Source organism: Streptomyces sp. SID5643 (genome assembly GCF_009872555.1).
In the GTDB taxonomy this organism is placed as follows: Bacteria; Actinomycetota; Actinomycetes; order Streptomycetales; family Streptomycetaceae; genus Streptomyces; species Streptomyces iakyrus.
In genome coordinates this window covers 1-21,271 of the sequence record NZ_WWIC01000278.1, presented here as the reverse complement: position 1 = coordinate 21,271, position 21,271 = coordinate 1, and the positions used below count along the sequence as shown (strand labels likewise).

Annotated in this window: 18 protein-coding genes, 1 pseudogene and 1 riboswitch; of the genes and pseudogenes, 8 read left to right on the top strand and 11 right to left on the bottom strand. The window is 72.8% G+C overall.

Annotated features, from left to right (window positions below):
• Nucleotides 1-416, bottom strand: a pseudogene (locus GTY56_RS30835) (tetratricopeptide repeat protein); the annotation flags it as partial.
• Between the two features lie 159 nt (nt 417-575).
• On the opposite strand from GTY56_RS30835, the gene GTY56_RS30830 reads away from it, so the two are divergent.
• The 3 genes from GTY56_RS30830 (at nt 576) to GTY56_RS30820 (ending at nt 2,888) form a co-directional block, all read left to right on the top strand.
• The gene (locus tag GTY56_RS30830; protein ID WP_161368573.1) at nt 576-1,079 is read left to right on the top strand and encodes a DUF6668 family protein; all 504 of its coding nucleotides are present in this window, start codon (nt 576-578) and stop codon (nt 1,077-1,079) included.
• A gap of 68 nt (nt 1,080-1,147) precedes the next feature.
• The gene (locus tag GTY56_RS30825; protein ID WP_237525111.1) at nt 1,148-2,221 is read left to right on the top strand and encodes an amidase; all 1,074 of its coding nucleotides are present in this window, start codon (nt 1,148-1,150) and stop codon (nt 2,219-2,221) included.
• A gap of 85 nt (nt 2,222-2,306) precedes the next feature.
• Entirely contained in the window at nt 2,307-2,888 is a 582-nt protein-coding gene (locus GTY56_RS30820) for a flavodoxin family protein (protein WP_161368572.1), read from the top strand.
• Nucleotides 2,889-2,891: 3 nt separating this feature from the next.
• Here GTY56_RS30820 and GTY56_RS30815 read toward each other — a convergent pair whose 3' ends face one another.
• The 4 genes from GTY56_RS30815 to GTY56_RS30800 form a co-directional block, all read right to left on the bottom strand.
• The gene (locus GTY56_RS30815; RefSeq protein ID WP_161368571.1) at nt 2,892-3,779 is read right to left on the bottom strand and encodes an ABC transporter permease; all 888 of its coding nucleotides are present in this window, start codon (nt 3,777-3,779) and stop codon (nt 2,892-2,894) included.
• The gene (locus GTY56_RS30810) at nt 3,766-4,752 is read right to left on the bottom strand and encodes an ABC transporter ATP-binding protein (protein ID WP_161368570.1); all 987 of its coding nucleotides are present in this window, start codon (nt 4,750-4,752) and stop codon (nt 3,766-3,768) included. Before GTY56_RS30810 ends, GTY56_RS30815 begins: the two co-directional genes overlap by 14 nt.
• 41 nt (nt 4,753-4,793) lie before the next feature.
• Nucleotides 4,794-6,050 (bottom strand): LolA family protein, encoded by a 1,257-nt coding sequence (locus GTY56_RS30805; RefSeq protein ID WP_161368569.1) that lies wholly within the window; start codon nt 6,048-6,050, stop codon nt 4,794-4,796.
• 231 nt (nt 6,051-6,281) lie between these two features.
• Nucleotides 6,282-7,292: a polyprenyl synthetase family protein gene (locus tag GTY56_RS30800; RefSeq protein WP_161368568.1), complete on the bottom strand. Its 1,011-nt coding sequence runs from the start codon at nt 7,290-7,292 to the stop codon at nt 6,282-6,284.
• A 509-nt stretch (nt 7,293-7,801) separates the two neighbouring features.
• Nucleotides 7,802-7,971, top strand: a riboswitch (cyclic di-AMP (ydaO/yuaA leader).
• Between the two features lie 3 nt (nt 7,972-7,974).
• Between GTY56_RS30800 and GTY56_RS30795 the strand changes: the two genes are divergently transcribed.
• Nucleotides 7,975-8,754, top strand: coding sequence for a transglycosylase SLT domain-containing protein (locus tag GTY56_RS30795; protein ID WP_161368567.1), 780 nt, complete (start codon nt 7,975-7,977; stop codon nt 8,752-8,754).
• On the opposite strand, the gene GTY56_RS30790 is transcribed toward GTY56_RS30795, so the two are convergent.
• On the bottom strand, nt 8,718-9,566 hold the full coding sequence (locus GTY56_RS30790) for an HAD family hydrolase (protein ID WP_161368566.1): 849 nt from the start codon (nt 9,564-9,566) through the stop codon (nt 8,718-8,720). The two genes, GTY56_RS30795 and GTY56_RS30790, sit on opposite strands and share 37 nt — an antisense overlap.
• A 170-nt stretch (nt 9,567-9,736) precedes the next feature.
• Between GTY56_RS30790 and GTY56_RS30785 the strand changes: the two genes are divergently transcribed.
• The 3 genes from GTY56_RS30785 to GTY56_RS30775 all read left to right on the top strand — a co-directional run bounded on the left by GTY56_RS30785 (nt 9,737) and on the right by GTY56_RS30775 (nt 13,004).
• Nucleotides 9,737-10,822, top strand: a complete 1,086-nt coding sequence (locus GTY56_RS30785; RefSeq protein WP_161368565.1) for a GNAT family N-acetyltransferase — start codon at nt 9,737-9,739, stop codon at nt 10,820-10,822.
• A gap of 20 nt (nt 10,823-10,842) precedes the next feature.
• A complete protein-coding gene (locus GTY56_RS30780; RefSeq protein ID WP_161368564.1) occupies nt 10,843-12,135 on the top strand; it encodes a glycosyltransferase family 2 protein in 1,293 nt (430 codons plus the stop codon).
• A 113-nt stretch (nt 12,136-12,248) separates the two neighbouring features.
• Nucleotides 12,249-13,004, top strand: a complete 756-nt coding sequence (locus GTY56_RS30775) for a polysaccharide deacetylase family protein (protein ID WP_161368563.1) — start codon at nt 12,249-12,251, stop codon at nt 13,002-13,004.
• Nucleotides 13,005-13,020: 16 nt separating this feature from the next.
• On the opposite strand, the gene GTY56_RS30770 is transcribed toward GTY56_RS30775, so the two are convergent.
• From GTY56_RS30770 to GTY56_RS30750, 5 genes are all read right to left on the bottom strand, one after another.
• Entirely contained in the window at nt 13,021-14,166 is a 1,146-nt protein-coding gene (locus tag GTY56_RS30770; RefSeq protein WP_524540160.1) for a glycosyl hydrolase, read from the bottom strand.
• A complete protein-coding gene (locus GTY56_RS30765; RefSeq protein WP_161368562.1) occupies nt 14,163-14,603 on the bottom strand; it encodes a hypothetical protein in 441 nt (146 codons plus the stop codon). The genes GTY56_RS30770 and GTY56_RS30765 overlap by 4 nt, the downstream gene beginning before the upstream one ends.
• Complete coding sequence (locus GTY56_RS30760) at nt 14,600-16,417, bottom strand: glycosyltransferase (protein WP_161368561.1); 1,818 nt, start codon at nt 16,415-16,417, stop codon at nt 14,600-14,602. The genes GTY56_RS30765 and GTY56_RS30760 overlap by 4 nt, the downstream gene beginning before the upstream one ends.
• 320 nt (nt 16,418-16,737) lie before the next feature.
• Nucleotides 16,738-19,005: a lipopolysaccharide biosynthesis protein gene (locus tag GTY56_RS30755; RefSeq protein WP_346345622.1), complete on the bottom strand. Its 2,268-nt coding sequence runs from the start codon at nt 19,003-19,005 to the stop codon at nt 16,738-16,740.
• Nucleotides 18,998-20,263 carry a DegT/DnrJ/EryC1/StrS family aminotransferase gene (locus GTY56_RS30750; protein ID WP_161368560.1) on the bottom strand — a complete coding sequence of 422 codons (1,266 nt, stop codon included), beginning with the start codon at nt 20,261-20,263 and terminating at the stop codon, nt 18,998-19,000. Before GTY56_RS30750 ends, GTY56_RS30755 begins: the two co-directional genes overlap by 8 nt.
• Before the next feature lie 310 nt (nt 20,264-20,573).
• On the opposite strand from GTY56_RS30750, the gene GTY56_RS30745 reads away from it, so the two are divergent.
• On the top strand, nt 20,574-21,271 hold a 698-nt coding region (locus GTY56_RS30745; protein ID WP_202510966.1), incomplete at its 3' end, for a fumarylacetoacetate hydrolase family protein.

Sequence of the window (21,271 nt, the reverse complement as noted above, 5' to 3'; positions counted from 1 at the left end):
GCCTCGCCTCGGGCGTGCTGTTCCCCCGGTGACATACCGGTGGCCTCGCCTCGCGCGTGCCGCTGCGGGTCCGGCGGGTCCGTGGCGACCGGCTCGGCCGTGAAGTGGCTGGAGCCGTCCGGATCGACCCGGAGCGGGACGACGTAGCCGATGCGCTCGTCGCGGATCGTGGCGAGGACGGGGTGGCCGGTGGCGAGGGCGATGTGGTGCAGGCGGTTCAGGACGGCCCGCTGGATCTCCTCACCGGGAGCGGCGAAGACCGGGACGCCACCGACCGAGGCGCCGTCGGACACCCCGGTGCCCCCTCCCACGTCCGTGCCGGGCCCGGGGACATGGACGTCGATCGGCGCCGCCGGGGTCGCCGCGTGTGCGGCCTGCTTCTGTTCCCGCTTCTTCTCGCGGCTGAGTCGCGACATCGTCCCCTCACCGGGCGTCGTACACCTACTGTCGAGTGTGTCCGCTCGCCCCCGTTTCTCACGTCACCACGGTGTCACAGGCTCGTCCCAAGGGACGCGGGCCCCGGCACGGTCGTTACCGAGGGCATGAAGACCGGGCGTACGAGGGAGGAGAGGGGCATGCACACAGGCATGCGACAGGGGCCGGAGATCTGGCTGCGCGGCCCGGTGACCACCCCGGAGCCGGGGCTGCCGGAGCCCGCACACGCCCATGCCGCGGCGCGGCGCTTCTCCTGGGTCGGCCTGCACGGCGGCGCGGGCGTCTCCACGCTCGCCGCGGTCTACGGCGGCCATGACAGCGGCCGGTCCTGGCCCGGGCCCGGTGATCCCCCGTCGGTGCTGCTGGTCGCGCGGACGCACGCGGCCGGACTGGACACGGCCGCCCGGGCGGTGGAGATCTTCCGGCGCGGCCAGGCACCGCCGGGGCTCGACCTGGACGCGATCGTCCTCGTGGCGGACGCCCCGGGCCGGCTGCCGCGTCCGCTCGCCCAGCGGGTCAGATCGCTGGAGTCGGTCATCGACGTGTACCGCGTGCCGTGGGTGCCGTCCTGGCGCCTGGGTGAACCGGGGCGTCCGCCGCGTGAGACGGAGGCCCTGGCCCGGCTGACGGGAGCGGCACGCTGACCGCCCTGCCGCTGACGGCCGTCACCCTGTCGGCCGGGGAGATCGCGGCGGGGGTACGGACCCGGGAGCTGCGCGCGGCGGACGTCGTCGCGGCGGCCCTGGAGCGGATCGAGCGGGCGGATCGGCAGCTGTGCGCGTTCGCCGAGGTGTGGCACGAGGAGGCGCTGCGGCGGGCGCGGGAGGTGGACGCGCGACTCGGCCGGCGGGACCCGGACGTCGTCCTGCCGCTGGCCGGCGTGCCCCTCGCCGTGAAGGGGCGGCACGGGCTGCGCGCGGCGGATCCGCTGCTCGCGGCCGGTTGCGTGCCCGTGGGGGCGACCTCCGTGCCAGGGCCGGGGACGCCCTGGCAGACGTGGGGGCTCGGGGCCCACGGCCGGACCGTCAATCCGTGGCGGGCAGACCGGACGCCGGGCGGCTCGTCTGCCGGGGCCGCGGCGGCCGTGGCGGCCGGACTGGTGCCACTGGCGACGGGCGGCGACGGGGCCGGGTCGGTGCGCATCCCGGCGGCGTGGTGCGGGGTGGTCGGCCTGAAGACGACGCGCGGACGGCTGCCGTCGGCCGACCGTACGGGACTCGCGGCTCCCGGGGTGCTCGCCCGCTCGGCGTCGGACGCAGGGCTGTGGTGGACGGCGATGTCCGGGGAACGGGCACCGGCCGCGGCGGCCCTCCCCGCGCGGGCTGTCTGGTCCCCCGACCTGGGCTTCGCCGACCCCGACCCGGAGCCCGTCGCGCTGGCCCGGGCCGCGGTGGAGCGGCTCGTGGCGGCAGGGGCCGTGCGGCTGGTGCGGCCTCGGGTGCCGTTGCGGCTGGCGGATCCCGGCCCGGCCTGGCTCGCCCTGCGCACCCCTGGTTCCGATCCGGCCGGGGCCGAGCGGGTCCGGGCGGAGAACGACCGGCGGCTGGCCGCGCTGTTCGCCGACGCGGAGTTGCTGCTGACCCCGACGGCACCCACCGCCCCGCACGGTCACGAGGGGCCGGGTGACCGCTACTCCACCTCTCTCACCTGGGGGTTCAACCTGAGCGGTCACCCCGCGCTGAGCCTGCCCGCGGGCTTCGGCGATGACGGCTGCCCGGCCGGTCTCCAACTGGTGGCGCCGCGGGGGCGGGAGGCGCTGCTGCTGGCGGTTGCACGGGAGGCATGACAGGCACCCCTGGCAGATTTACTTGCGTACGCATATGATGCACACGCACGCTACCGTCGCACGCCGACCTTCCAGAGGGGCACCCATGACCCGCCGTTTCCTTTTCGTCCTGGGCAGCGCTCGCGCCGAGGGCAACTCGCAGCTGCTGGCCCGCCGGGCCGCCGAACAACTGCCCCCGGACGTCGAGCAGGAGTGGCTCGACCTCACCGAGCATCCGGTGCCGGACTTCGAGGACCTGCGGCACGACAGCGACCACGTCCGCCCGACCGAGGGCAACGTGGCCCGGCTGCTGGACGCGACGCTCGCGGCGACGGACATCGTGATCGTCTCGCCCCTGTACTGGTACTCGGTCTCCGCGCAGACCAAGCGCTACCTGGACTACTGGTCGGGCTGGCTGCGCACGCCCGGCCTCGACTTCAAGGCGACCATGGCCGGCCGCACCCTGTGGGGCGTCACCGCCCTCGCGCACACCCAGGAGGTGGTCGCCGACCCGCTCGTCGGGACGCTCCACAACTCCGCCGCGTACCTGGGGATGCGCTTCGGCGGGGTGCTGCTCGGCAACGGCAGCAAGCCCGGTGACGTGCTGACCGACGACGCCGCCCTGACCCGCGCCAAGACCTTCTTCGAGCAGGAGGCGCCCCTGGCCAGGTTCCTGTACGAGGACTGAGCGCTAGGCGGTGATGTCCTTCGCCGTGAAGCGCGCCCACGCCGCCGACCCGAACACCGCCGCGTACAGGGCCTGGAGGCCGAGGTTCTTCGCCAGTTCGTCCCAGTAGACCGGCTCGCGCATGAGATCGGCGAAGGACAGCCAGTAGTGGGAGAAGAAGTACGGGTGCAGGGCGTGCAGTTGCGGGATCTGGTCGAGGATCTGGACCGTGATCAGCAGGCCGACCGTCGTCGCCATCGCCGCGATGCCGCTGCCCGTCAGGGTCGAGACGAACAGGCCGAGCGCGGCGACGCCGATCAGTGACGCGGCGACGGCCAGGGCGATCAGCAGGGCTCTGCCCAGGCCCTCGGCGAAGCTGATCCGCGTGCCGGAGATGGTCGTCAGGTCACCCAGCGGGAAGAGCAGCGCCCCGACCGTCAGCGCCGAGACGGCGACCACGAGCGTGGCGGCCAGGCAGAAGACGACCACCGTCGCGTACTTGGTGAGCAGCAGGCGGCTGCGGCCGGCCGGGGCGACCAGCAGATAGCGCAGCGTGCCCGAGTTGGCCTCGCCGGCGATGGCGTCACCCGCCACGACGCCGACCGCCATCGGCAGAAAGAACGGGAGGGTCGCGGCCAGGGCGGTGAAGACCAGGAACAGGCCGTTGTTGGTGATCTGCGAGATGAAGGCCGGTCCTCCGCCTCCCCCGCCGCCGGGCGAACCGCCGTCGCCCGTCTCCATCTTGACGGCGATGCCGACGAGGACCGGCACGCCCGCCAGCACGGCCAGCAGCGCGAGCGTGCGCCACCGCCGGAACGTGGTGACGAGCTCGTTGCGCAGCAGCCCGAAGGTCCACAAGGGGCTCACCGGCCGTACTGGCCGTACAGGTTCCACCGCTTCAGCCCGCGACATCGAAGCCCTCCCCCGTCAGTGCCACGAACGCGTCCTCCAGCGAGGCCCGTTCGACCGTGAGGCCGCGCACCCGGACCCCGGCCGTCACCAGCGCGGCGGTCACCTCGGCGAGGTCGCGGTCCGGTGGTTCGCCGGTCACCCGTTCGTCGGTGACGATGACGTCGGCGACGCCCTGCTCCTTCAGGATCCGGGCCGCCTCCGCCGGGTCCGGCGTGGTCACGACCAGCCTGCCGCGCGCCCCGGCGGACAGCTCGGCGACCGGCCCCTGCGTGATCAGCCGGCCCTGCGCCATCACGGCCGCGTGCGTGCAGACCTGCTCGATCTCGTCGAGGAGGTGGGAGGAGAGGAAGACGGTCGTGCCGTCCGAGGCCAGCTCCCTCACCAGGGCGCGGATCTCACGCATGCCCTGCGGGTCGAGGCCGTTGGTGGGCTCGTCCAGGACGAGCAGCCGGCGCGGCTGGAGCAGCGCGGCCGCGAGGCCCAGACGCTGTTTCATGCCCAGGGAGTACGCCTTGGCCTTCTTGCCCGCCGCGGCCGTCAGGCCCACCCGGTCCAGCGCCGAGGCGACCCTGGTACGCCGGGTGCGCGGGTCGGCGGCCGGGTCGGCGCTGTCGTAGCGGAGCAGGTTGTCGCGGCCGGAGAGGAAGCCGTAGAGGGCCGGGCCCTCGATGAGGGCGCCGACGTGCGGCAGCACGGCGCGGGTGGCCCGGGGCATGGGCTGCCCGAGCACCCGGGCCGTGCCGGAGGTGGGCTCGATGAGGCCCATCAGCATGCGGATGGTGGTGGTCTTTCCGGAGCCGTTGGGGCCGAGGAAGCCGAAGACGCTGCCCGCCGGGACGGTCAGGTCGAGACCGTCCACGGCGAGCTGTCCCCCGCGGTAGCGCTTGGTGAGCGCGCGGGTGGCGATGACCGGTTCCCCGGGATCGGCCCGTGTCCCGGGCTGCTCCGGTTCCCCGGCGGACACCTCGCCCATCGGCTTCCTCGTTCTCTCGACGTCCCGTGCGGCCACGGGACCTACTTGCCGGCGTCGGCCGCCTTCACGAGCGCGTCCTTGGTGACCAGGCCCGCATAGACCTTGCCGTCGTCGGTGACGAGGGCGTTGACCAGGCGGGTGGAGAAGACCGTGCCCGAACCGAACCTGCCGTGGACCTTGTCGCCGAGGGAGTCGATGAAGCCGCCGAACTCGCCGCCGGCCTCGCCCGAGGGCATGCCCTCGCCGCCGGTGTCGAAGGTGGCAATGGCGGTCCAGCCCTCGCCGATGGTCTTCATGCCGTCGTGACCGCCGGCGCCCTTTCCTGCTTCGCGGCCCGGCGCCTCACCCAGGTCGAAGGGCTTGCCGGGTGTCTTGCGCGGAGTCTCGCCGGAGGCCTTGTCATCCGCCTTGCCCGCGTCCTTCTCCTCGGTGACCTTCGCGCCCTTGGGCGGGGTGAAGTCGAAGGTGGAGGCGGCCGGCCTGGCGAAGCTGACCTTCGTGAAGCCCGCGTCGACGACGGCCGGGCCGCCGCCCGCCGGGGTGAGCGTGAACTTCAGCGGCGTGCCGGTCTGCGCGTCCACGGCGACGGTGATCGCGCCGACCGTCGAGCCCGACTGCTTCGGCTCGACAACCAGCTTGTAGGCGTCCCGGCCGGCGACCTGGGCGGTGCCGTCCACGGTCACGGACGTGGTGTCGTCGACCGCCTTCAGGGCCTCCTCGGCGAAGTCCTTCGGCATGGCCGGCGGCTGCTGGTCCTTGCCGTGCTCCGGGCTCTCGGAGGAGGTGCCGTGGTAGACCTCGTTGGACTTGCTGTCGTAGCCCCAGACGTCCTTGCCGTTGTGGATGAGGCTGTACTCGGCGGCGTTCTCCAGCAGCGACAGCTTCTGCTTGTCCGGGCCGTCTGCGGCGACGCGCAGGGTGTGCGTGCCGGAGGCCAGTTCGGTGAGCTTGGCCGTCGGGTCGGCGGAGGAGTCGCCCTCGCCCTGGCCCGCGGCGCCGGACAGCAGGCCCGACTCCAGGCCGCCGAGGTCCGGCAGGCCGAGGTCCGTGCTGATCTTCACCGTGCCGGACAGCTGCTGGACGTCCGACTTCGCGATCTTCTCGATGAGTTGCTGTGCGGTGATCTTCGGGAGGTCGGGGTCCCCGGAGTCGGCGAGCGCGGGGACCAGCCCGATCGTGGCGGCGGCCACCCCCACCACCGTGACCGGGACGATGTACCGCGCGGCTTTGCGCCGCACGGAGCGCTGCTCGTCGACCTCTCCGGCGGTCGTGCTGTCGTCGGATGCGTACGGTGCCATGTGTGCCCTACCTCCGTGGTCGGCGGCGGCTGTCCGTGTCGTCCACGCACTCGTCCCTGAGCCGCCATTCTCACCCGAACAGGTGAGATGTGGTGTTCTTCCGTGGTGTCCATCTGACCAAATCGGCCAGGGAGATACGTCAGACCCCGGGCTCAACTCCGTGTACTGCTGGGGTATGACACGGAGGGGCGGCTTCTCCCCCGACCCGTAGGGGTCGTGCGGGAGGCGGGACTAACCGGCCCGGTGCACCACCGCGTCGCACAGCTCCAGGAGCGCCGTCTTCGCGGTGCACTCCGGCAGGGGCGCGAGCGCCGAACGGGCCTCCTGGGCATAGCGGACGGTGTCCCGCCGGGCCTGCTCCAGGGCCGGGTGGGCCCGCAGCAGGCGCAGAGCCTCGGCGTGCCGGGCGTCGTCGGTGAGGTCGGAGTCGAGGAGCTCGCACAGGGCGACGTCCTCGGCGAGTCCGAGCCGGGCCGCCCGCTCGCGCAGCCGCAGCACCGGCAGCGTGGGGATGCCCTCGCGCAGGTCGGTGCCGGGGGTCTTGCCCGACTCGTGGGAGTCGGAGGCGATGTCCAGGACGTCGTCCGCGAGCTGGAAGGCGACGCCGAGCCGCTCGCCGTACTGGGTCAGGACGTGCACGACCGTGTCGTCGGCGCCGGACATCATCGCGCCGAACCGGCACGACACCGCGACCAGTGAGCCGGTCTTGCCGCCCAGCACGTCGAGGTAGTGCTCGACGTGGTCCCGGCCGTCCTGCGGTCCGGCCGTCTCCAGGATCTGGCCGGTCACCAGGCGCTCGAACGCCTCGGCCTGCACCCGCACGGCCTCCGGGCCGAGGTCGGCCAGGATGTGCGAGGCGCGGGCGAAGAGGAAGTCGCCGGTGAGGACCGCGACGGAGTTGCCCCAGCGGGTGTTCGCGCTCGCGACGCCGCGGCGCACGGCGGCCTCGTCCATCACGTCGTCGTGGTACAGCGTGGCGAGGTGGGTCAGCTCCACGACCACGGCCGACGGCACGATCCCGGGTGCGTACCGGTCGCCGAACTGGGCGGAGAGCATCACCAGCAGCGGACGGAACCGCTTGCCCCCGGCCCGCACCAGGTGCTGGGCGGCCTCCGTGATGAAGGGCACCTCACTCTTGGTGGCCTCGAGCAAGCCTTCCTCGACAGCCGCCAGTCCGGCCTGGACATCGGCTTCCAGAGCCTGGTCCCGCACGCTCAGCCCGAACGGCCCGACGTCGGTCACGAGGGGTCTCCTGTCTGCTGTGTCTGCCGGTGGTTACGCGGATTGTCGATAGGTCGCTGCCCTCACTCCGGCCAGCGTATCCGGTCACGTTTCGATCACCGCCAGCACCCAGGGTTACAGGCCGGGCGGTATCCGATCACGACCGTTACGTTTTCGATCAACCTATAAGAACAGATATAAATCGACTTACCCAGGGGTAGTGAAGTATGCACGATTTGCCGTGATGAGAAGGCGAATTCCCCTTGGCGAAAATTGCCCTACAGGCTCGTGATCAGTGAGTTGAATCACTTGCCCCCCCTTTTCGCCCCACCTCGGCATGGACCCGTACCGCCGTCCCCCGTACGCCAGTTGAGCCTTGGCACCCGCAAAGGATCAAGCGTCCCGAACACCCCCGACCAAGGTCAACCGCGCGATGTGTGACTGAGGTGCTTGTTCCCGACATGTGCTCTCGCATACGTTCCGGCCCTGTCCGGCGGACGCCTAATCCTGCCGCCGCCCGGACTCCCCACAGAACCGACTCACTCACGCGTGGCAGGAGCGGGGGACCCAGGTAAGTCGCCGGTCCGCACAGCGGCACGGCTCGGGGTGAAGCCGCGTACGGCACACGGTGCCGCACGCGGCCGGGCACCTCCCGGCCCGAACCCGACAGCTCACCTCGCAGGCGCCGGAGAGGAACATCGCCATGGCCGGACGAGGCAAGCACCGTCGCCCCAGAACCACCCCGCTGACCCGAGGCTTCATCGCCGTCGGCACCGGCGGAGCGGCACTCACCCTGCCGCTCCTCGGCGCCACGCACGCGAGCGCCGCCGAGCCCCAGAGCGCACCCGCCGCAGCACAGTCCGTGCCGCAGGCGGCCCAGCCCGCCAAGTCCCTCACGTACACCGTGGTCAAGGGCGACTCGCTGGCCCGCATCGCGGACAAGTACGACGTCTCGGGCGGCTGGAAGCAGCTCTACAAGGACAACCGCGCCGCCGTCGGCGACGACCCGAAGCTGATCCACCCGGGTCTGAAGCTGACGGTGAAGACCACCAAGACAAGCGCCGCGAAGAAGACGGCGACCAAGTCGTCCGCCCCCGCCAAGCCGGCCGCGAAGCCCGCCGGCGGCGTCACCCAGGCCACCCAGGCCTCCGCGAAGTCCTACCCGGACAACCTCGACGGGTGGATCCGCGAGGCGCTGGACATCATGGCGCAGAAGGGGATCCCCGGGTCCTACGACGGCATCTACCGCAACGTCATGCGCGAGTCGTCCGGCAACCCCCTGGCGATCAACAACTGGGACTCCAACGCCGCCAAGGGCACCCCGTCCAAGGGTCTGCTCCAGACCATCGACCCGACCTTCCAGGCCTACCACGTCGACGGCACGTCGTGGGACCCGTACGACCCGGTCGCCAACATCACCGCGGCCTGCAACTACGCCGCCGACCGCTACGGCTCGATCGACAACGTCAACGGCCCGTACTGAGCCGCCCCGCCCAGCAGTCGTTCGAGGACGACGGCGATGCCGTCGTCCTCGTTCGACAGGGTGACCTCGTCGGCCACGGCCTTGAGTTCGGGATGGGCGTTGGCCATCGCCACCCCGTGAGCGGCCCAGTCGAACATCGGGATGTCGTTGGGCATGTCACCGAAGGCGATGGTGTCCGCAGGGCGCAGCCCCAGATGTTCGGCGGCCAGCGCGAGGCCCGTGGCCTTGGTGATCCCGCACGGCTGGAGTTCGACCGTGCCGGGCCCCGACATCGTCACCGTCGCCAGTGAGCCGACCACCGAGCGGGCCGTCGCCGCCAACTCGTCGTCGGACAGATGGGGGTGGCGCAGCAGCACCTTGCTGATGGGCTCGCCCCACAGGTCGTCGCGCCGCTCGACCCGCACGGCGGGCAGGGTCGGGTGCGGCATCAGATAGCCCGGCTCGATCAGCGTGAGCCCGTCGACCCCGTCCTGGTCGACCGCCGCGTACACCTGCCCCACCTCGGCCTCGATCTTGCCCAGGGCGGTCTCGGCCAGTTCCCGGTCCAGGGTGATGGACCACAGCAGCCGGTCCGCGCCCGCGTCGTACACCTGCGCGCCCTGCCCGCACACCGCGAGCCCCGTGGCGCCGAGGTCGTCCAGGAGCGGCCGCACTCTGGGCGCCGGCCGGCCCGTCACCACGAGGTGCTGGGCACCGGCGTCCGCCACCCGCCCGAGAGCGGCGAGGGACCGGTCGGACAGGGTGTCGTCGCCGCGCAGCAGCGTCCCGTCCAGATCGGTGGCGATGAGTGAATATGCGATGGGTGCGGCCATGATCAGAGAATACGGACAGCGCGCCCCTTCGTTTCATCGTACGAGGGACACCGGTGCCCGGTTGAAGGCCTCTGCACCGGTTGGCAACAACATGCTCCGCTACCTACCCGTGAGGCCGCATCGAGCGGTACCTTCCAAGTGTCCAGGGGGGACTTGATCGGGGGGTCGGGTTGAGCAGTGGGCGCATACGCGTGGCCGGGCCCGGGGAACTCGGCGCAGCGGAGAGGGAGCGCTGGCGTGCGCTGCGCGCGGCCTCCGAGGCACCGCGCAACCCCTTCATGGAACCGGAGTTCACCGAAGCCGTCGGCCGGGTCAGGCCGGGTGCCCGGGTGGCCGTGGTGTACGAGGGGCCGGAACCGGCCGGGTTCCTGCCCTATGAGCGTGGCCCGTTGGGGCAGGGCCGGGCGATCGGGCTCGGTGTCTCGGACGCGCAGGGCGCGATCCTGCGGCCGGGCCTGGACCTGGAGACCGGCCGGCTGCTGAGGGCCTGCTCGGTGTCGAGCTTCGCCTTCGACAACCTGGAGGCCGGGCAGCGGCTGTTCGTGCGGTACGCGGCCGAGGAGCACGCCACCTACGTCATCGACGTGGAGAAGGGCTACGAGACGTACGAGTCGGTGCTGCGCTCGCAGTCGCCGAAGTTTTTGAAGACCACCCTGGCCAAGGAGCGCAGGCTCGGCCGGCAGAGCGGCGAGCTGCGGTTCGTCTTCGACGAGCGCGAACCGGCCGCGCTGCGCACGCTCATGGAGTGGAAGTCCGCCCAGTACCGCAGGACCGGCCGCCGGGACCGGTTCGCCCAGGAGTGGATCACCCGGCTCGTCGGACAGCTGGCCCGCACCCGGGCACCGGAGTGCAGCGGCACCCTGTCGGTGCTGTACGCCGGTGAGCGGCCCGTCGCCGCGCACTTCGGACTGCGTTCGTCCTCGGTGCTGGCCTGCTGGTTCCCGGCCTACGACCCGGAGTTCGCGAAGTTCTCGCCCGGTCTCGTGCTGCACCTGCGCATGGCCGAGGCGGCGGCCGCCGACGGCATCGGCATGCTCGACCTGGGGCGGGGCGCGGCCGAGTACAAGGACGCGCTGAAGACGGGCGAACTGCCCGTGTACGAGGGTGCGGTGACCCGGCCGGGGGCCGGCGCGGCACTGCACTGGCTGAGCCGCGAGCCCACGCGCCGCGCGCACAGCTTCGTCCGGAGCAGGCCGCGGCTCGCGTCGCTGGCCGCGCGGACGCTGAAGGGCGCGGCTCGGCTGCGCCGTACCTGACACACAAGGGGGGTGGGCGCATGGCCCGTTCGGCGCGTGCGCAGGAGGAGATCCGGCGGTTCCTGGACATCGGGGCGGTGCAGGTCGCCGAGCTGGACCTCGACGGTGACGAGGCGGTGCTCAGACCCGGCCCGGGGAGCCCGCCCGTGACACACGGCGAGGTTTTCGTGCTGGTCAGGCGGGCTGGCCGTCCCGTGGGCACACTGCTCGGGCGGGTTCCGGAGGGGGCGGATCCCCGGGCGGTGCTGGCGGAGCGGGCGCGGGCGGAGTGCGGGCCGGCCGTCTTCGGCGAACCCGGGGAACCACCGTTCACGAGTGTCGTCGTGGCCACCCGCGAGCGCGCCGGGCAGCTGGCCCGGGCACTGGACTCGCTGCTGGCGCAGGACCATCCGCGGTTCGAGATCGTCGTCGTCGACAACGCGCCCGTCACGAGCGAGACGCGGGAGCTGATCGAGCGGAAGTACGCCGAGCGCGTGCGGTACGTCTGCGAGCCTGTTCCGGGGCTCGCAGCCGCGCACAACGCCGGGCTGGACGCCGTCGGCGGCGAGGTGGTCGCCTTCACCGACGACGACGTGGTCGCCGACCCGCGCTGGCTGACCGAGCTGAGCGCGCCCTTCGCCGCCGACGCCGGACTCGGCTGCTGCACCGGGCTGATCCTGCCCGCGCGGCTGACGACCCCGGCCCAGGTGCTGCTGGAGAGCCACGGCGGCTTCGCGAAGGGCTTCACTCCAAGGACGTACGACCCCGCGCGCCCTCCGGGCGACGAGCCGCTGTTCCCGTTCACCGCCGGGCGGTTCGGCTCGGGCGCGAACATGGCGTTCCGGACGGCGGTGCTGCGTTCCGTCGGCGGTTTCGACCCGGCCACCGGCGCCGGTACGGCCGCCCGGGGCGGCGACGACCTCTACGGCTTCGTGCGCGTCCTGGCCCAGGGCCACCGGCTGCGCTACACGCCGTACGCCCTGGTCTGGCACCACCACCGGGAGACCTGGCGGGACCTGGAGACCCAGGCGTACGGCTACGGCGCCGGGCTCACGGCGTACCTCACCGCGGTGCTCGTGAACCGGCCCGCGCTGCTGCCGGCGTTCCTCGCGAGGTTGCCGCGGGGTCTGGCCCACGCCCGCGCGCTGACCGCCGTACGCGAGGCGGAGGGCGGAGGGACGCCGGGTGATCACGACGTGCGGACGCATCCCTGGCCGCGGCGGCTGTCGCGGTTGCAGCGCAGGGGGATGCTGTACGGCCCGGCCGGCTATGTGAAGGCGCGGCGCGCGCTGCGCGCGACCGCTCGCTACGAGACGGCCCGGGGGGCGAGATGAAGACGGACGGCAGAGGCCGGGCGGAGCGGGGTGCGCAGGAGGGTGAGGGACCGATAGTCCCGCCCGGTGCCCACGGCACTCCCGCCATCCCCGTCTTCCTGTACCACTCCGTGATGGACGATCCGCCGGACTGGATAGCCGAGTTCACGGTCACGCCGAAGCAGTTCGGCGCGCACCTCGACGCCGTGGTCCGCAGCGGGCGCACCCCCGTGACGATCAGTGCGGTCGCCGATCACCTGGCCGGGCGGGCGCCGCTGCCGCCCCGGCCCGTGCTGCTCACCTTCGACGACGGGTTCGCCGATCTGCCCGGCCCCACCGCCGAGGCCCTGGCCGCCCGCGCGCTGCCCGCCACGGCCTACCTCACCACCGGCGCCATCGCCCCGGGCGGCCGCAGTCTGCTGCCGCCCGCCCCGATGATGACCCTGGACCGGGCGGCGCAGCTGGAACGTTCCGGCATGGAGATCGGCAGCCACACCGTCACGCACGCGCAGCTCGACACCCTGTCCGCCAAGGCCCTGGCGTACGAGCTGCGCACCTCCAAGGCCGTACTGGAGGACGCCCTCGGGCACGAGATCCGGCACCTCGCCTACCCGCACGGCTACAACAGCCCCCGGGTGCGGGCGATGTCGGCCCGGGCCGGTTACGAGACGGCGACCGCCGTGCGGCACGCCCTCAGCTCCGACCGCGACGAGCGCTACCGCATCGCCCGGCTCATCGTCCGCCGCACCCACACCGTCGCCGACGTCGAGGGCTGGCTGGCGGGGGCGGGCGCACGGGTCGCCCCGTACCGCGACGGGCCGAGGACGATCGCCTGGCGCTGGTACCGGCGGGCCCGTGCGGTGCTGCACGGGCCCGAGTTCGCGGGCTGATCCGGGCGGACACGGCCTAGCGCAGCGGCTGGTTGAGGTACGGGTCGGAGACCGCCTTGCGCAGGCTGTCCCAGGCCGCGTCGTTGGCCAGCGCCAGGTTGCAGTGCGGCCCGGGGTCGCGGTAGTTCCACTGGAGGGCCGCCTTGACGCCCTCCAGGCCCTTGAGGACCCCGGGCACCTCCGCGTACCACTCGGCCTGCCGCTGCGGGCGGTTCGCGTCCGCGGCGGTGCCGAACTCGGAGAGCATCAGCGGCTTGTCGTCGGAGATGTTCGTGCGGATCCAGTCGTGCGTGGCCTTCTGGGTCTGTGCGAAGGTCAGCCAGCCCGCTTCGTGACAGCGGTAGTAGTTGTACTGGTTGTAGCCGACCCAGTCGACGTAGTCGTCGCCCGGGTACATCTTCTCGATCTCATCGGCGTGGTCGAGGTACCCGGTGGTGATCCACGTCCACACGACGTTGTCGACGCCCAGTGCGCGGAAGCGGTCGTGGATGTGCCGGTAGGCCTTCACGTAGTCGGCGGGCGTGCCGTTGTCCGGGGTGCGGGTGTCCATCTCCAGGTCGAAGGAGAGGAACACCTTCTTGCCGTAGTCCTTGATGCGCCGGGCCTGGACGTCGATGACCTTGTCGTCCAGCTCGCCGGCGGCGATCTGCTTCCAGGTCGGCTGCTGCCGCTTCGTGCCGCCCCACCACTTGCTCTCCCAGGACAGCAGCAGCAGGTGGTCCTCGCCGACGCGCCGCTCCTCCGGGGTGAGCAGCTGGCCCTCGCGCCGGGTGCCCTCGGGCAGGGACATGTCGTGGTACGTGTACACGATGTCGAGCTCGCGGCCCACGCGCTTCTCGTAGGCGCGCACCTTCTCCGGCAGGTCGTCCCGCTCGTGCGGCACGAAGGCCCCGAACCAGGCGCCGCACGGGGGTTCCAGGAGGGCCGTGGGGCGGCAGTCCGCCTTGGAACCGGCGGCCCCCGGCTCCGGCCCTGACGCGTCCCGCAGGGCGAGTCCGGCGACCAGGACCGCGCCGACGACCGTGGCAGATGTGATCAGCAAGCGGCGCCGGCCGGATGCCGGCGGGCCGGCGGACTGCGCCTGGTGCGGATCCTTCCGGTGCTGTCCTCCGGTCGTGCTCGGCGTGCGGCGAAAGGGACGGTGGGGGCGGTTGAACCTCACTGAGCGGAACCCTTCGGTGTCCTCGGCGTCGTCCTCGGCGGCGGGGAGGCGCGCAGCGGCGGACAGAACGCGGCGAGCGTGGTCAGCAGCGTCAGCGTCAGCAGCACCCGCTGCGCGCTGAAGGTGTGCGTGGCGATCAGCACGGTCGCGACGAGCATCACGGCGCCGATGCTCAGGAACAGCGTCAGCATCAGCCGCTCCAGCAGGTCGGAGTGGCGGGCGAAGTCCGGGTCCCGGCGCTCCACCGGCCCCTCTGCGGGCCGCGCACCCAGAGCGGGGGCGCAGACTCTGACCGCGGCCGCGCCCGGCCCCGCCGCCAGGAAGAGCACGACCGCGGCGCCGCGCAGCGGTGATCCGCCGGGCAGGGCGAGCGCGGCCAGCGCCAGCCAGCCGCCGAACGGGGGCAGCATCCGGACCACGAGTTCCTGCGGTGTCATCGCTCCGCTCCCCCTGACTGCTTCAGTACGTAGAGCCATCCGGCGCCGTTCTCCGCCACCAGCCGGAAGCGCGGCGAGGCGGCGACGGACGTCCGGATGCGGTCCAGCTGCGCCTTGTCAAGCTGCCCGTTCATCTCGGAGTTGGCCAGCTGCCCCTGGGTGAGCAGGAAGTAGGCCCGGGCCGGACGCTCCACCCCGGCCATGTCGTCGGCGAGGGTGGCGGCCGGGTCCCGGACGATCTTGTCGACGTGGCTGCGGGCGTCGTCGAGGAACCAGTAGTGGCCGATGCTCCCGTAGGAGGCGTACGCGTCCGGGTAGTTGCGGTTGGCGGCGACGACCAGCGAGCCCTCGGGCGCCTGGTCGAAGAGCTGCCGTACGAGGGCCACTTCCTGCGGGGGGAAGTAGTTGATCCGGTCCTTGCCGGAGTAGGCCGGGACGAACGCCAGGGTGCCGCCGAGCAGCGCGGCCAGCGGCACCCAGGTGCCGATACCCCACCGGCGGGGCCGGGCGGCGCCGGTGGCCTGCGGGGTGCCGGTCTCCCGCTCGGCGGCGTCGGCGGCCAGGGTGCGGACCCTGGGCAGCAGTGCCGCGGCGGCGAAGAAGGCGGCGCCGGGCAGCATGAACAGCAGCACCCGGAAGATCATCTCGCTGCCGTAGCTGCTCGCCGCGAACATCGGCAGCGGGGCCGCCGCGACCAGCAGCAGGGGCCGGGCACGGTGGCGCAGCACCCGCTGGCGCAGCACGCCGACGGCCGCCAGCAGCAGCACGGAGCCGGACAGCAGCCGGGCCGCCCAGGAGGTCGCGATCGCTCCCGCGCCGGTCGGGGTGGCTCCGTAGCCCGTCTCGACGTTGGCGCCGACGTCGCCGATGGAGCGGATCATGTCCGGCATCGCCGCGGACAGGAAGGGCAGCGCGGCCGTGAGGCACCAGGCCAGGAAGATCACCACGGTCGTGGCCAGCGGGACCCAGTCGCGGTAGCGGCGGCTCAGGCACAGTGCGAGCAGGCAGACGGCCAGCATGCCCGGAGTGAGCTGGTGGGAGATGACGATCGCCACGATCATGACGGTGATCACCACCGTCCACACCGCCTGGCGCGGCCGGCCGCGCCGCACGGCGGACCGGCCGAAGCGGCGCAGGACGACGGCCAGGACACCCACGTGCAGCGCGTACGCCACGGACTGCGGGGAGAAGTAGTCCTGCCCGACCCAGTTGGCGACGTAGAAGAGCCAGACCGCGGTCCAGATCAGCCGCCGGTCCTCGGTGAAGGTGCGGTAGATCAGCAGCAGCGGGAGCAGCAGCATCAGGCTGGAGACCAGGGGCCACCAGGCCATGAACATCGCCGCCGAGTCCACGCCCAGCAGCCGCTGAAGGGCGGCCTGTGCGGCGAAGAAGCCCGGCCACTGGTCGTACACCGCCATGTCGCCGACCTGATCGGCCGTCTGCAGACCGCCGGCCGTCAGCAGATGGTCGATGACCGCCTCGTGCTTCCACGCCCAGGCGTACAGCGGCGTCGGGTAGAGCAGGGCCTGCGTGGCCCGCTCCATCACCAGCAGGCCCAGCACGTACGCCGCCGACCAGGCGCCCGGCCGGCGCGCGTCGCGGACCGTGAACCAGAAGCCGGTGGTGAGCACCGCGAGCCCCGCCCAGAAGGCCGGGTGCAGCGCGCTGACCAGCCCGTAGTCGTCGAGCCGCGAGACATCGGTGTGCCGCACCGCGTACGTCCACAGGGCGAGCGCGACGAGCAGCGGCACACCCGGCCAGGCCGGTGCGCGGCGCCCGGACCGGGCCGGGGGCAGGTCGGACAGATCCGTCACGGGCTCATGGGCGGGGCTCGACGACTCCGAGGAGGAGGGGCTGGAGGACTGGCTGGCCGTCTCGGGGCCGCTGCCGGGGGTGGTCGCGCCGTCCCGTGCGGGTGTGGGTTCTGGCGTGGATCTCTCCCTCGGTGTGACTGGCGGACGCACGGTGGTTCCCCCCTGGCGGTTGCTCTCTTCGGCTCTGTTCGGCTCTTCGGGGCCTTTGTCGGCCTCTGTTCTTCGGGGCCTCTGCCGGCCTCTGTCCGGCCTCTGCCGGCGTCTGCTCTGTTCGGCCTCTGTCGGCCCGGGGCCCGGGTCGGTCTCGGCTTCGGGTCCGGTCAGTCGGGGGGCGGGCCGCTCGGTGGTTCGTCGGCCGTTCGGCCGGCTGAGGGGCCTGTCGAGGCTGTGGTGCGGGTCCGTGCCCGGGCCGTCACGGCGCGGTGGAACAGCAGGAGCAGTGTGAGGGCGACGAGCAGGGGCGGCGCGAGGGATGCGAGCGCGTCGCGCCACACCCAGCCGCCGACCGCGACGAGATACAGCACCCCCCAGCGCCCCGGCCACGGCAGCCGCCCGCCCGCGCTCGCCAGCAGCAGCCCCAGTGGTACGAGACACAGCAACTGGCAGAGCGGCGGCGCCCAGCGCAGCAGCGGTTCCGGCCCGGAGAGCCCCACCGCGTCCGCCAGGAAGCGGGCCGTCTTCTCATACAACGCCCCGTCCACCGCCTGCGGTTCCCGCCCGAGGGCGGCCGGTGCGGCGTACAGGGCGATGAGGGCGGCGCCCAGCGCCGTGCCGGGCAGCCACGGGTCGTGCCGGGTGCTCAGCGTGACGGCGGCGACGAACACCACGAGCAGCAGGCCGCCCGCGGTGAGCGACGGCAGGGGCAGGCCCTCCAGGAGCTGACGGCCGGTCAGGGCCGCTTCGGACGCCCGGTCGAGCCACGGCAGGTCGCGCAGCGGGGCCCAGAAGAACACGACGGCGACACCGAGCAGGCTCCACAGGGCACCTCTGAGCCGCCGCTCCCGCGGCTCCTCGTCCGGCTCCCCGGAGCCGTGGGGTGGTGGCTGCCCGGCCGGCCCCTCCGGCCGCACGATCAGCGCCAGCGTGTCCGCCTGGAGCGCCTCGCGCTCGTAGCCGGGGCGCCCTATGAAGAGCGTGACCGTGTCCTGGTCGCCCTCCTTGGGCTGATAGGCGGCCCGGCGGGCCCAGGTCGTGCCGTACCCGGCGGTGGCGTTGAGTTTCGCCCAGTGGGTGCCGTAGGAGGGGGCGGCGGGCGTGCGGGCGGCCGGCGCGCTGTCGTCGTGGCGCAGGGCCGCGCGCAGCCCGGCCATGGAGACGACGGCGATCAGCGTCATGCTCAGCAGCACCGCCCAGCCCGCGCCCGCGATCCCGGACGGGGTGAACAGCACGGCCGCGCTGCCCAGCACCAGGGCGCACATGGCTCCTTGGAGCGCGGCGAGCACACCCGTGCGCCCCTGGACGCGCAGTACGCCGATGTAGAGCTCCACCACCACCCGCGGCAGGGCGCCCAGGGCCAGCAGCCGCAGCACGGTCGAGCCGTGCTCGGCGTAGTCGGGGCTGAAGGGCGTGAGGATGTACGGGGCGAAGACGACCAGCACGGTCACGACCGGGACCAGCAGCAGCGTCATGCGCCGCAGGGCGCCCCGGACGCCGTCGGCGAGCTGGCGGGGGTCGTGCGAGGCGTGCGCGGTGAGCGACGAGGCCATGTTGATGGCCATGAACTCCATCGTGCCGCCGACGGTGTAGGCCACGTAGAAGTAGCCGTTCTCGGCGGCGCTGAAGCGGACCGCGACCATCACCGGCAGCAGGTTGATCATCGCCAGGCTGAACAGCGCGCCCAGCGAGTCCCCGGCCAGGAAGCGGCCCATGTCCTTGATCTTCGGGGGTTCCTTGTCGCGGTCGGCCTCCGCCTGGCGCGGGATGAGCCTGCGGAAGATCAGCCAGCCCAGCGGCAGCGTGGAGAAGGCGATCGCCACCGCCCAGGAGACGAAGATGCCGAGCACGGGCAGCATGCCGGCGAAGACGGCCAGGAGGACCAGCTTCCCGACCGAGAACACCGCGTTCCCGGCGGGCACCCACTCCGCCTTGCGCAGTCCGGTGAGCACCCCGTCCTGAAGGGTGAGCAGCGCCCAGGCCACGCAGGCCGCGACGAACACCGCTCCCGCCACGGGCGTGCCCAGGGGCGCGTAGGACGCTCCCCACGCGTCGAGCGTGAGCAGGAAGACGGCGGCCGCGAGGGCCACGACCAGCGAACTGGCCACGTACGTGCCCCACACCAGGCGCCCGGTCCGGCGTCCCGCGCGCGGGACGAAGCGGACGACGGCGCCGATCATCGTCGTCGCCGTGATGCTGGCGAGCAGCCGCATCGCGGCGATCGCGGCCGAGCCCTGGCCGACGGCCTCCTCCGAGTAGTAGCGGGCGGCCACCAGCCAGAATCCCAGGCCCAGTACGGCGGAGACGCCGGTGCTGAGCATGAGGAAGTAGGCGTTCTTGAAGAGCGAGTCGTGGGTGTGGTCGCCGTCGGTAGGCTTCGGCCCGCCGCCGTCGGTGCGCGCGGCGGCGGGCTCGTGCACCTGGATCTCAGTCACGGGACTGTCCCAGCCCTCCCGGTGTCGGCCCGCTCCCGGGCAGCTCTCCCTCGCCCGGCGCCCGCACCGGCCGCGCTCCGGACCGCTCCAGCACCTCTGCGACCGTCCGCGCCCGCAGCGGATCCACGGGCAGCGCATGCCGGGCGAACCAGCGGGCCGCCTCGGGGGCCGGCGAGGGGTCGGTGAACTCCGCACCGGCGTAGTCGTCGAGGGGCGGGTCGTAGAGGTAGCCGACGACGATGCCCTGTCGCGCCAGAGCCGCCACCGCCGCGTCCCGGTCGGCCACGAACAGCGGCACACGGAACAACGGCTGTGTGCCGTAGGCGTCACGCGGCTTGGCCCAGGGCGTGGAGAGCAGCAGCTCCGTGCCCGCCCGGCAGGCTTCCAGGACGTCGTCCAGCCGGTCGAGCTTGTGTCCGATGCGCCGCAGCCGCAACCGGCCGCCTTCCAGGCGGTAGTCGTGCATGTCGACGCGCAGCCACGGGTGGTGGGCGTCGAGCCCGGGTGTGTGGCGGGCGGCGAGGGCGAGTTCGTCCGGGCGCAGCGGCATCCGGATCTCCTCGCGGTCCGCCAGCCCCAGCAGCCGGATCGCGGACCAGGCGGCGCGCCGCAGCCGCAGCCCGCGCACCGCGGCCTCCGCGTACGGCCGGACCAGGTAGGCGAGTTCGGCACCGGCCCGGCGCGGGGCGAGCAGCCCGGCGCAGGTCTTCTCCACCGCCTCACGCAGCCCCGGGTCGGCGAGCGAGAGCATGCCCCCGGCCTTGGCCCCGACATGCTTGGACAGGCTGAACACGGAGGCCTCGCCCCATGCCCCCACCGGTCGGTCACCCACCCGGCTGCCGATCGCGTGCGCCCCGTCCTCGAAGAGCGGGATCCCCAGCGCGTCGCACTTCTGCCGGAGGCGCGGCGCCGGGTCCGGGTTCCCGTACAGGTTCGTCGTGAGCACGGCCGACACCGAGCCCCACACCTCGTCCGGCACGGCATCGACGTCGATGGACGCGTCGAGCGGGTTCAACGGCGCCTGCACCGGCCGCAGTCCGGCCGCGAGCACGACGAAGAAGATCACGTCGTCGTTGACCGGCGACATCAGCACCCGTCCGCCGGGCGGGCACCAGTGGCGCAGCGCCACGTACAGCCCGAAACGGCACGACGGTACGTACACACACTCCCGGCCGAGCCGGACGCGCATGGCCTCTTCCAGCCGCTTCGGCTGTGCGCCATGCCGCACCGAACCCGGACCGGCCTCCCCTATGGCCATCCGCCCCCCAGATGTGCCGTGGGAAAGCCCCCTCCCCGAGGCCTTCCGGCACCCGCCCAGAGTCGCCCCGTTCGCACCGCTCCGTCAAGATTGCGTCGCGTCCTGTGGATAACTTCCGGCACGTACGAATGCGGCGTCCCGTCCGGCGCGCCGGAGTCGCCCCGTCCGGTCCCACCCGGGCCCACCTGCCCCGTTCGTCCGTCTGAGCCTCCTCGGACTCTGCCCAGGACCGGCGTGTCACCCGTAACGTGTGGCACGACCACGAACACGTGGCGACGACATGGCGCACCCGAAAGCGAGGCAGCACCCGATGCCCCCCTTCGATGTCCCCGAGGGCGACCCCTTCGGCCCGCACAACCTGCCGTACGGCGTGTTCTCCCTCCCCGGCTCGTCCCACCGGACCGTGGGCGTCCGGCTCGGCGACCACGTGCTGGACGCGGGCGCGGCGGCCCACGCGCTCGGCTCGCCGTACGCCTCTCTGCTCGCGCGGCCGACCCTCAACCCGCTGCTGGCCGCCGGCCGCACCGCCTGGTCCGACGTGCGGCGGGCGCTGACCGCCTGGGTGACCGTGCCGTCCCACCGCGAGACCGTCGCACCGCTGCTCCACCCCCTGTCGTCGGTGACCCTGCACCTGCCGTTCGAGGTCGCGGACTACGTCGACTTCTACGCCTCCGAGAACCACGCCCGGAACGTCGGGCAGATCTTCCGCCCCGACGCGGAGGACTCGCTCACCCCCAACTGGAAGCACCTGCCGATCGGCTACCACGGCCGCTCCGGCACGGTCGTCGTCTCCGGCACGGAGATCGCACGCCCGTCCGGCCAGCGCAAGGCACCCTCGGACGCCGCCCCCGTCTTCGGCCCGTCCGTCCGTCTGGACATCGAGGCCGAGGTCGGGTTCGTCGTCGGCGTGCCCTCCCGGATGGGCGCGCCGGTGGCCCTCGGCGACTTCCGCGAGCACGTGTTCGGGCTGTGCCTCCTCAACGACTGGTCCGCCCGCGACATCCAGGC

What these genes read in the sequence shown, in the direction of transcription:
- GTY56_RS30830 (WP_161368573.1), top strand. Translation starts at nt 576, where the DNA reads ATGCACACAGGCATGCGACAGGGGCCGGAGATCTGGCTGCGCGGCCCG.
- GTY56_RS30820 (WP_161368572.1), top strand. Translation starts at nt 2,307, where the DNA reads ATGACCCGCCGTTTCCTTTTCGTCCTGGGCAGCGCTCGCGCCGAGGGC.
- GTY56_RS30815 (WP_161368571.1), bottom strand. Translation starts at nt 3,779, where the DNA reads ATGTCGCGGGCTGAAGCGGTGGAACCTGTACGGCCAGTACGGCCGGTG.
- GTY56_RS30810 (WP_161368570.1), bottom strand. Translation starts at nt 4,752, where the DNA reads ATGGGCGAGGTGTCCGCCGGGGAACCGGAGCAGCCCGGGACACGGGCC.
- GTY56_RS30805 (WP_161368569.1), bottom strand. Translation starts at nt 6,050, where the DNA reads ATGGCACCGTACGCATCCGACGACAGCACGACCGCCGGAGAGGTCGAC.
- GTY56_RS30795 (WP_161368567.1), top strand. Translation starts at nt 7,975, where the DNA reads ATGGCCGGACGAGGCAAGCACCGTCGCCCCAGAACCACCCCGCTGACC.
- GTY56_RS30790 (WP_161368566.1), bottom strand. Translation starts at nt 9,566, where the DNA reads ATGGCCGCACCCATCGCATATTCACTCATCGCCACCGATCTGGACGGG.
- GTY56_RS30780 (WP_161368564.1), top strand. Translation starts at nt 10,843, where the DNA reads ATGGCCCGTTCGGCGCGTGCGCAGGAGGAGATCCGGCGGTTCCTGGAC.
- GTY56_RS30775 (WP_161368563.1), top strand. Translation starts at nt 12,249, where the DNA reads ATGGACGATCCGCCGGACTGGATAGCCGAGTTCACGGTCACGCCGAAG.
- GTY56_RS30765 (WP_161368562.1), bottom strand. Translation starts at nt 14,603, where the DNA reads ATGACACCGCAGGAACTCGTGGTCCGGATGCTGCCCCCGTTCGGCGGC.
- GTY56_RS30750 (WP_161368560.1), bottom strand. Translation starts at nt 20,263, where the DNA reads ATGGCCATAGGGGAGGCCGGTCCGGGTTCGGTGCGGCATGGCGCACAG.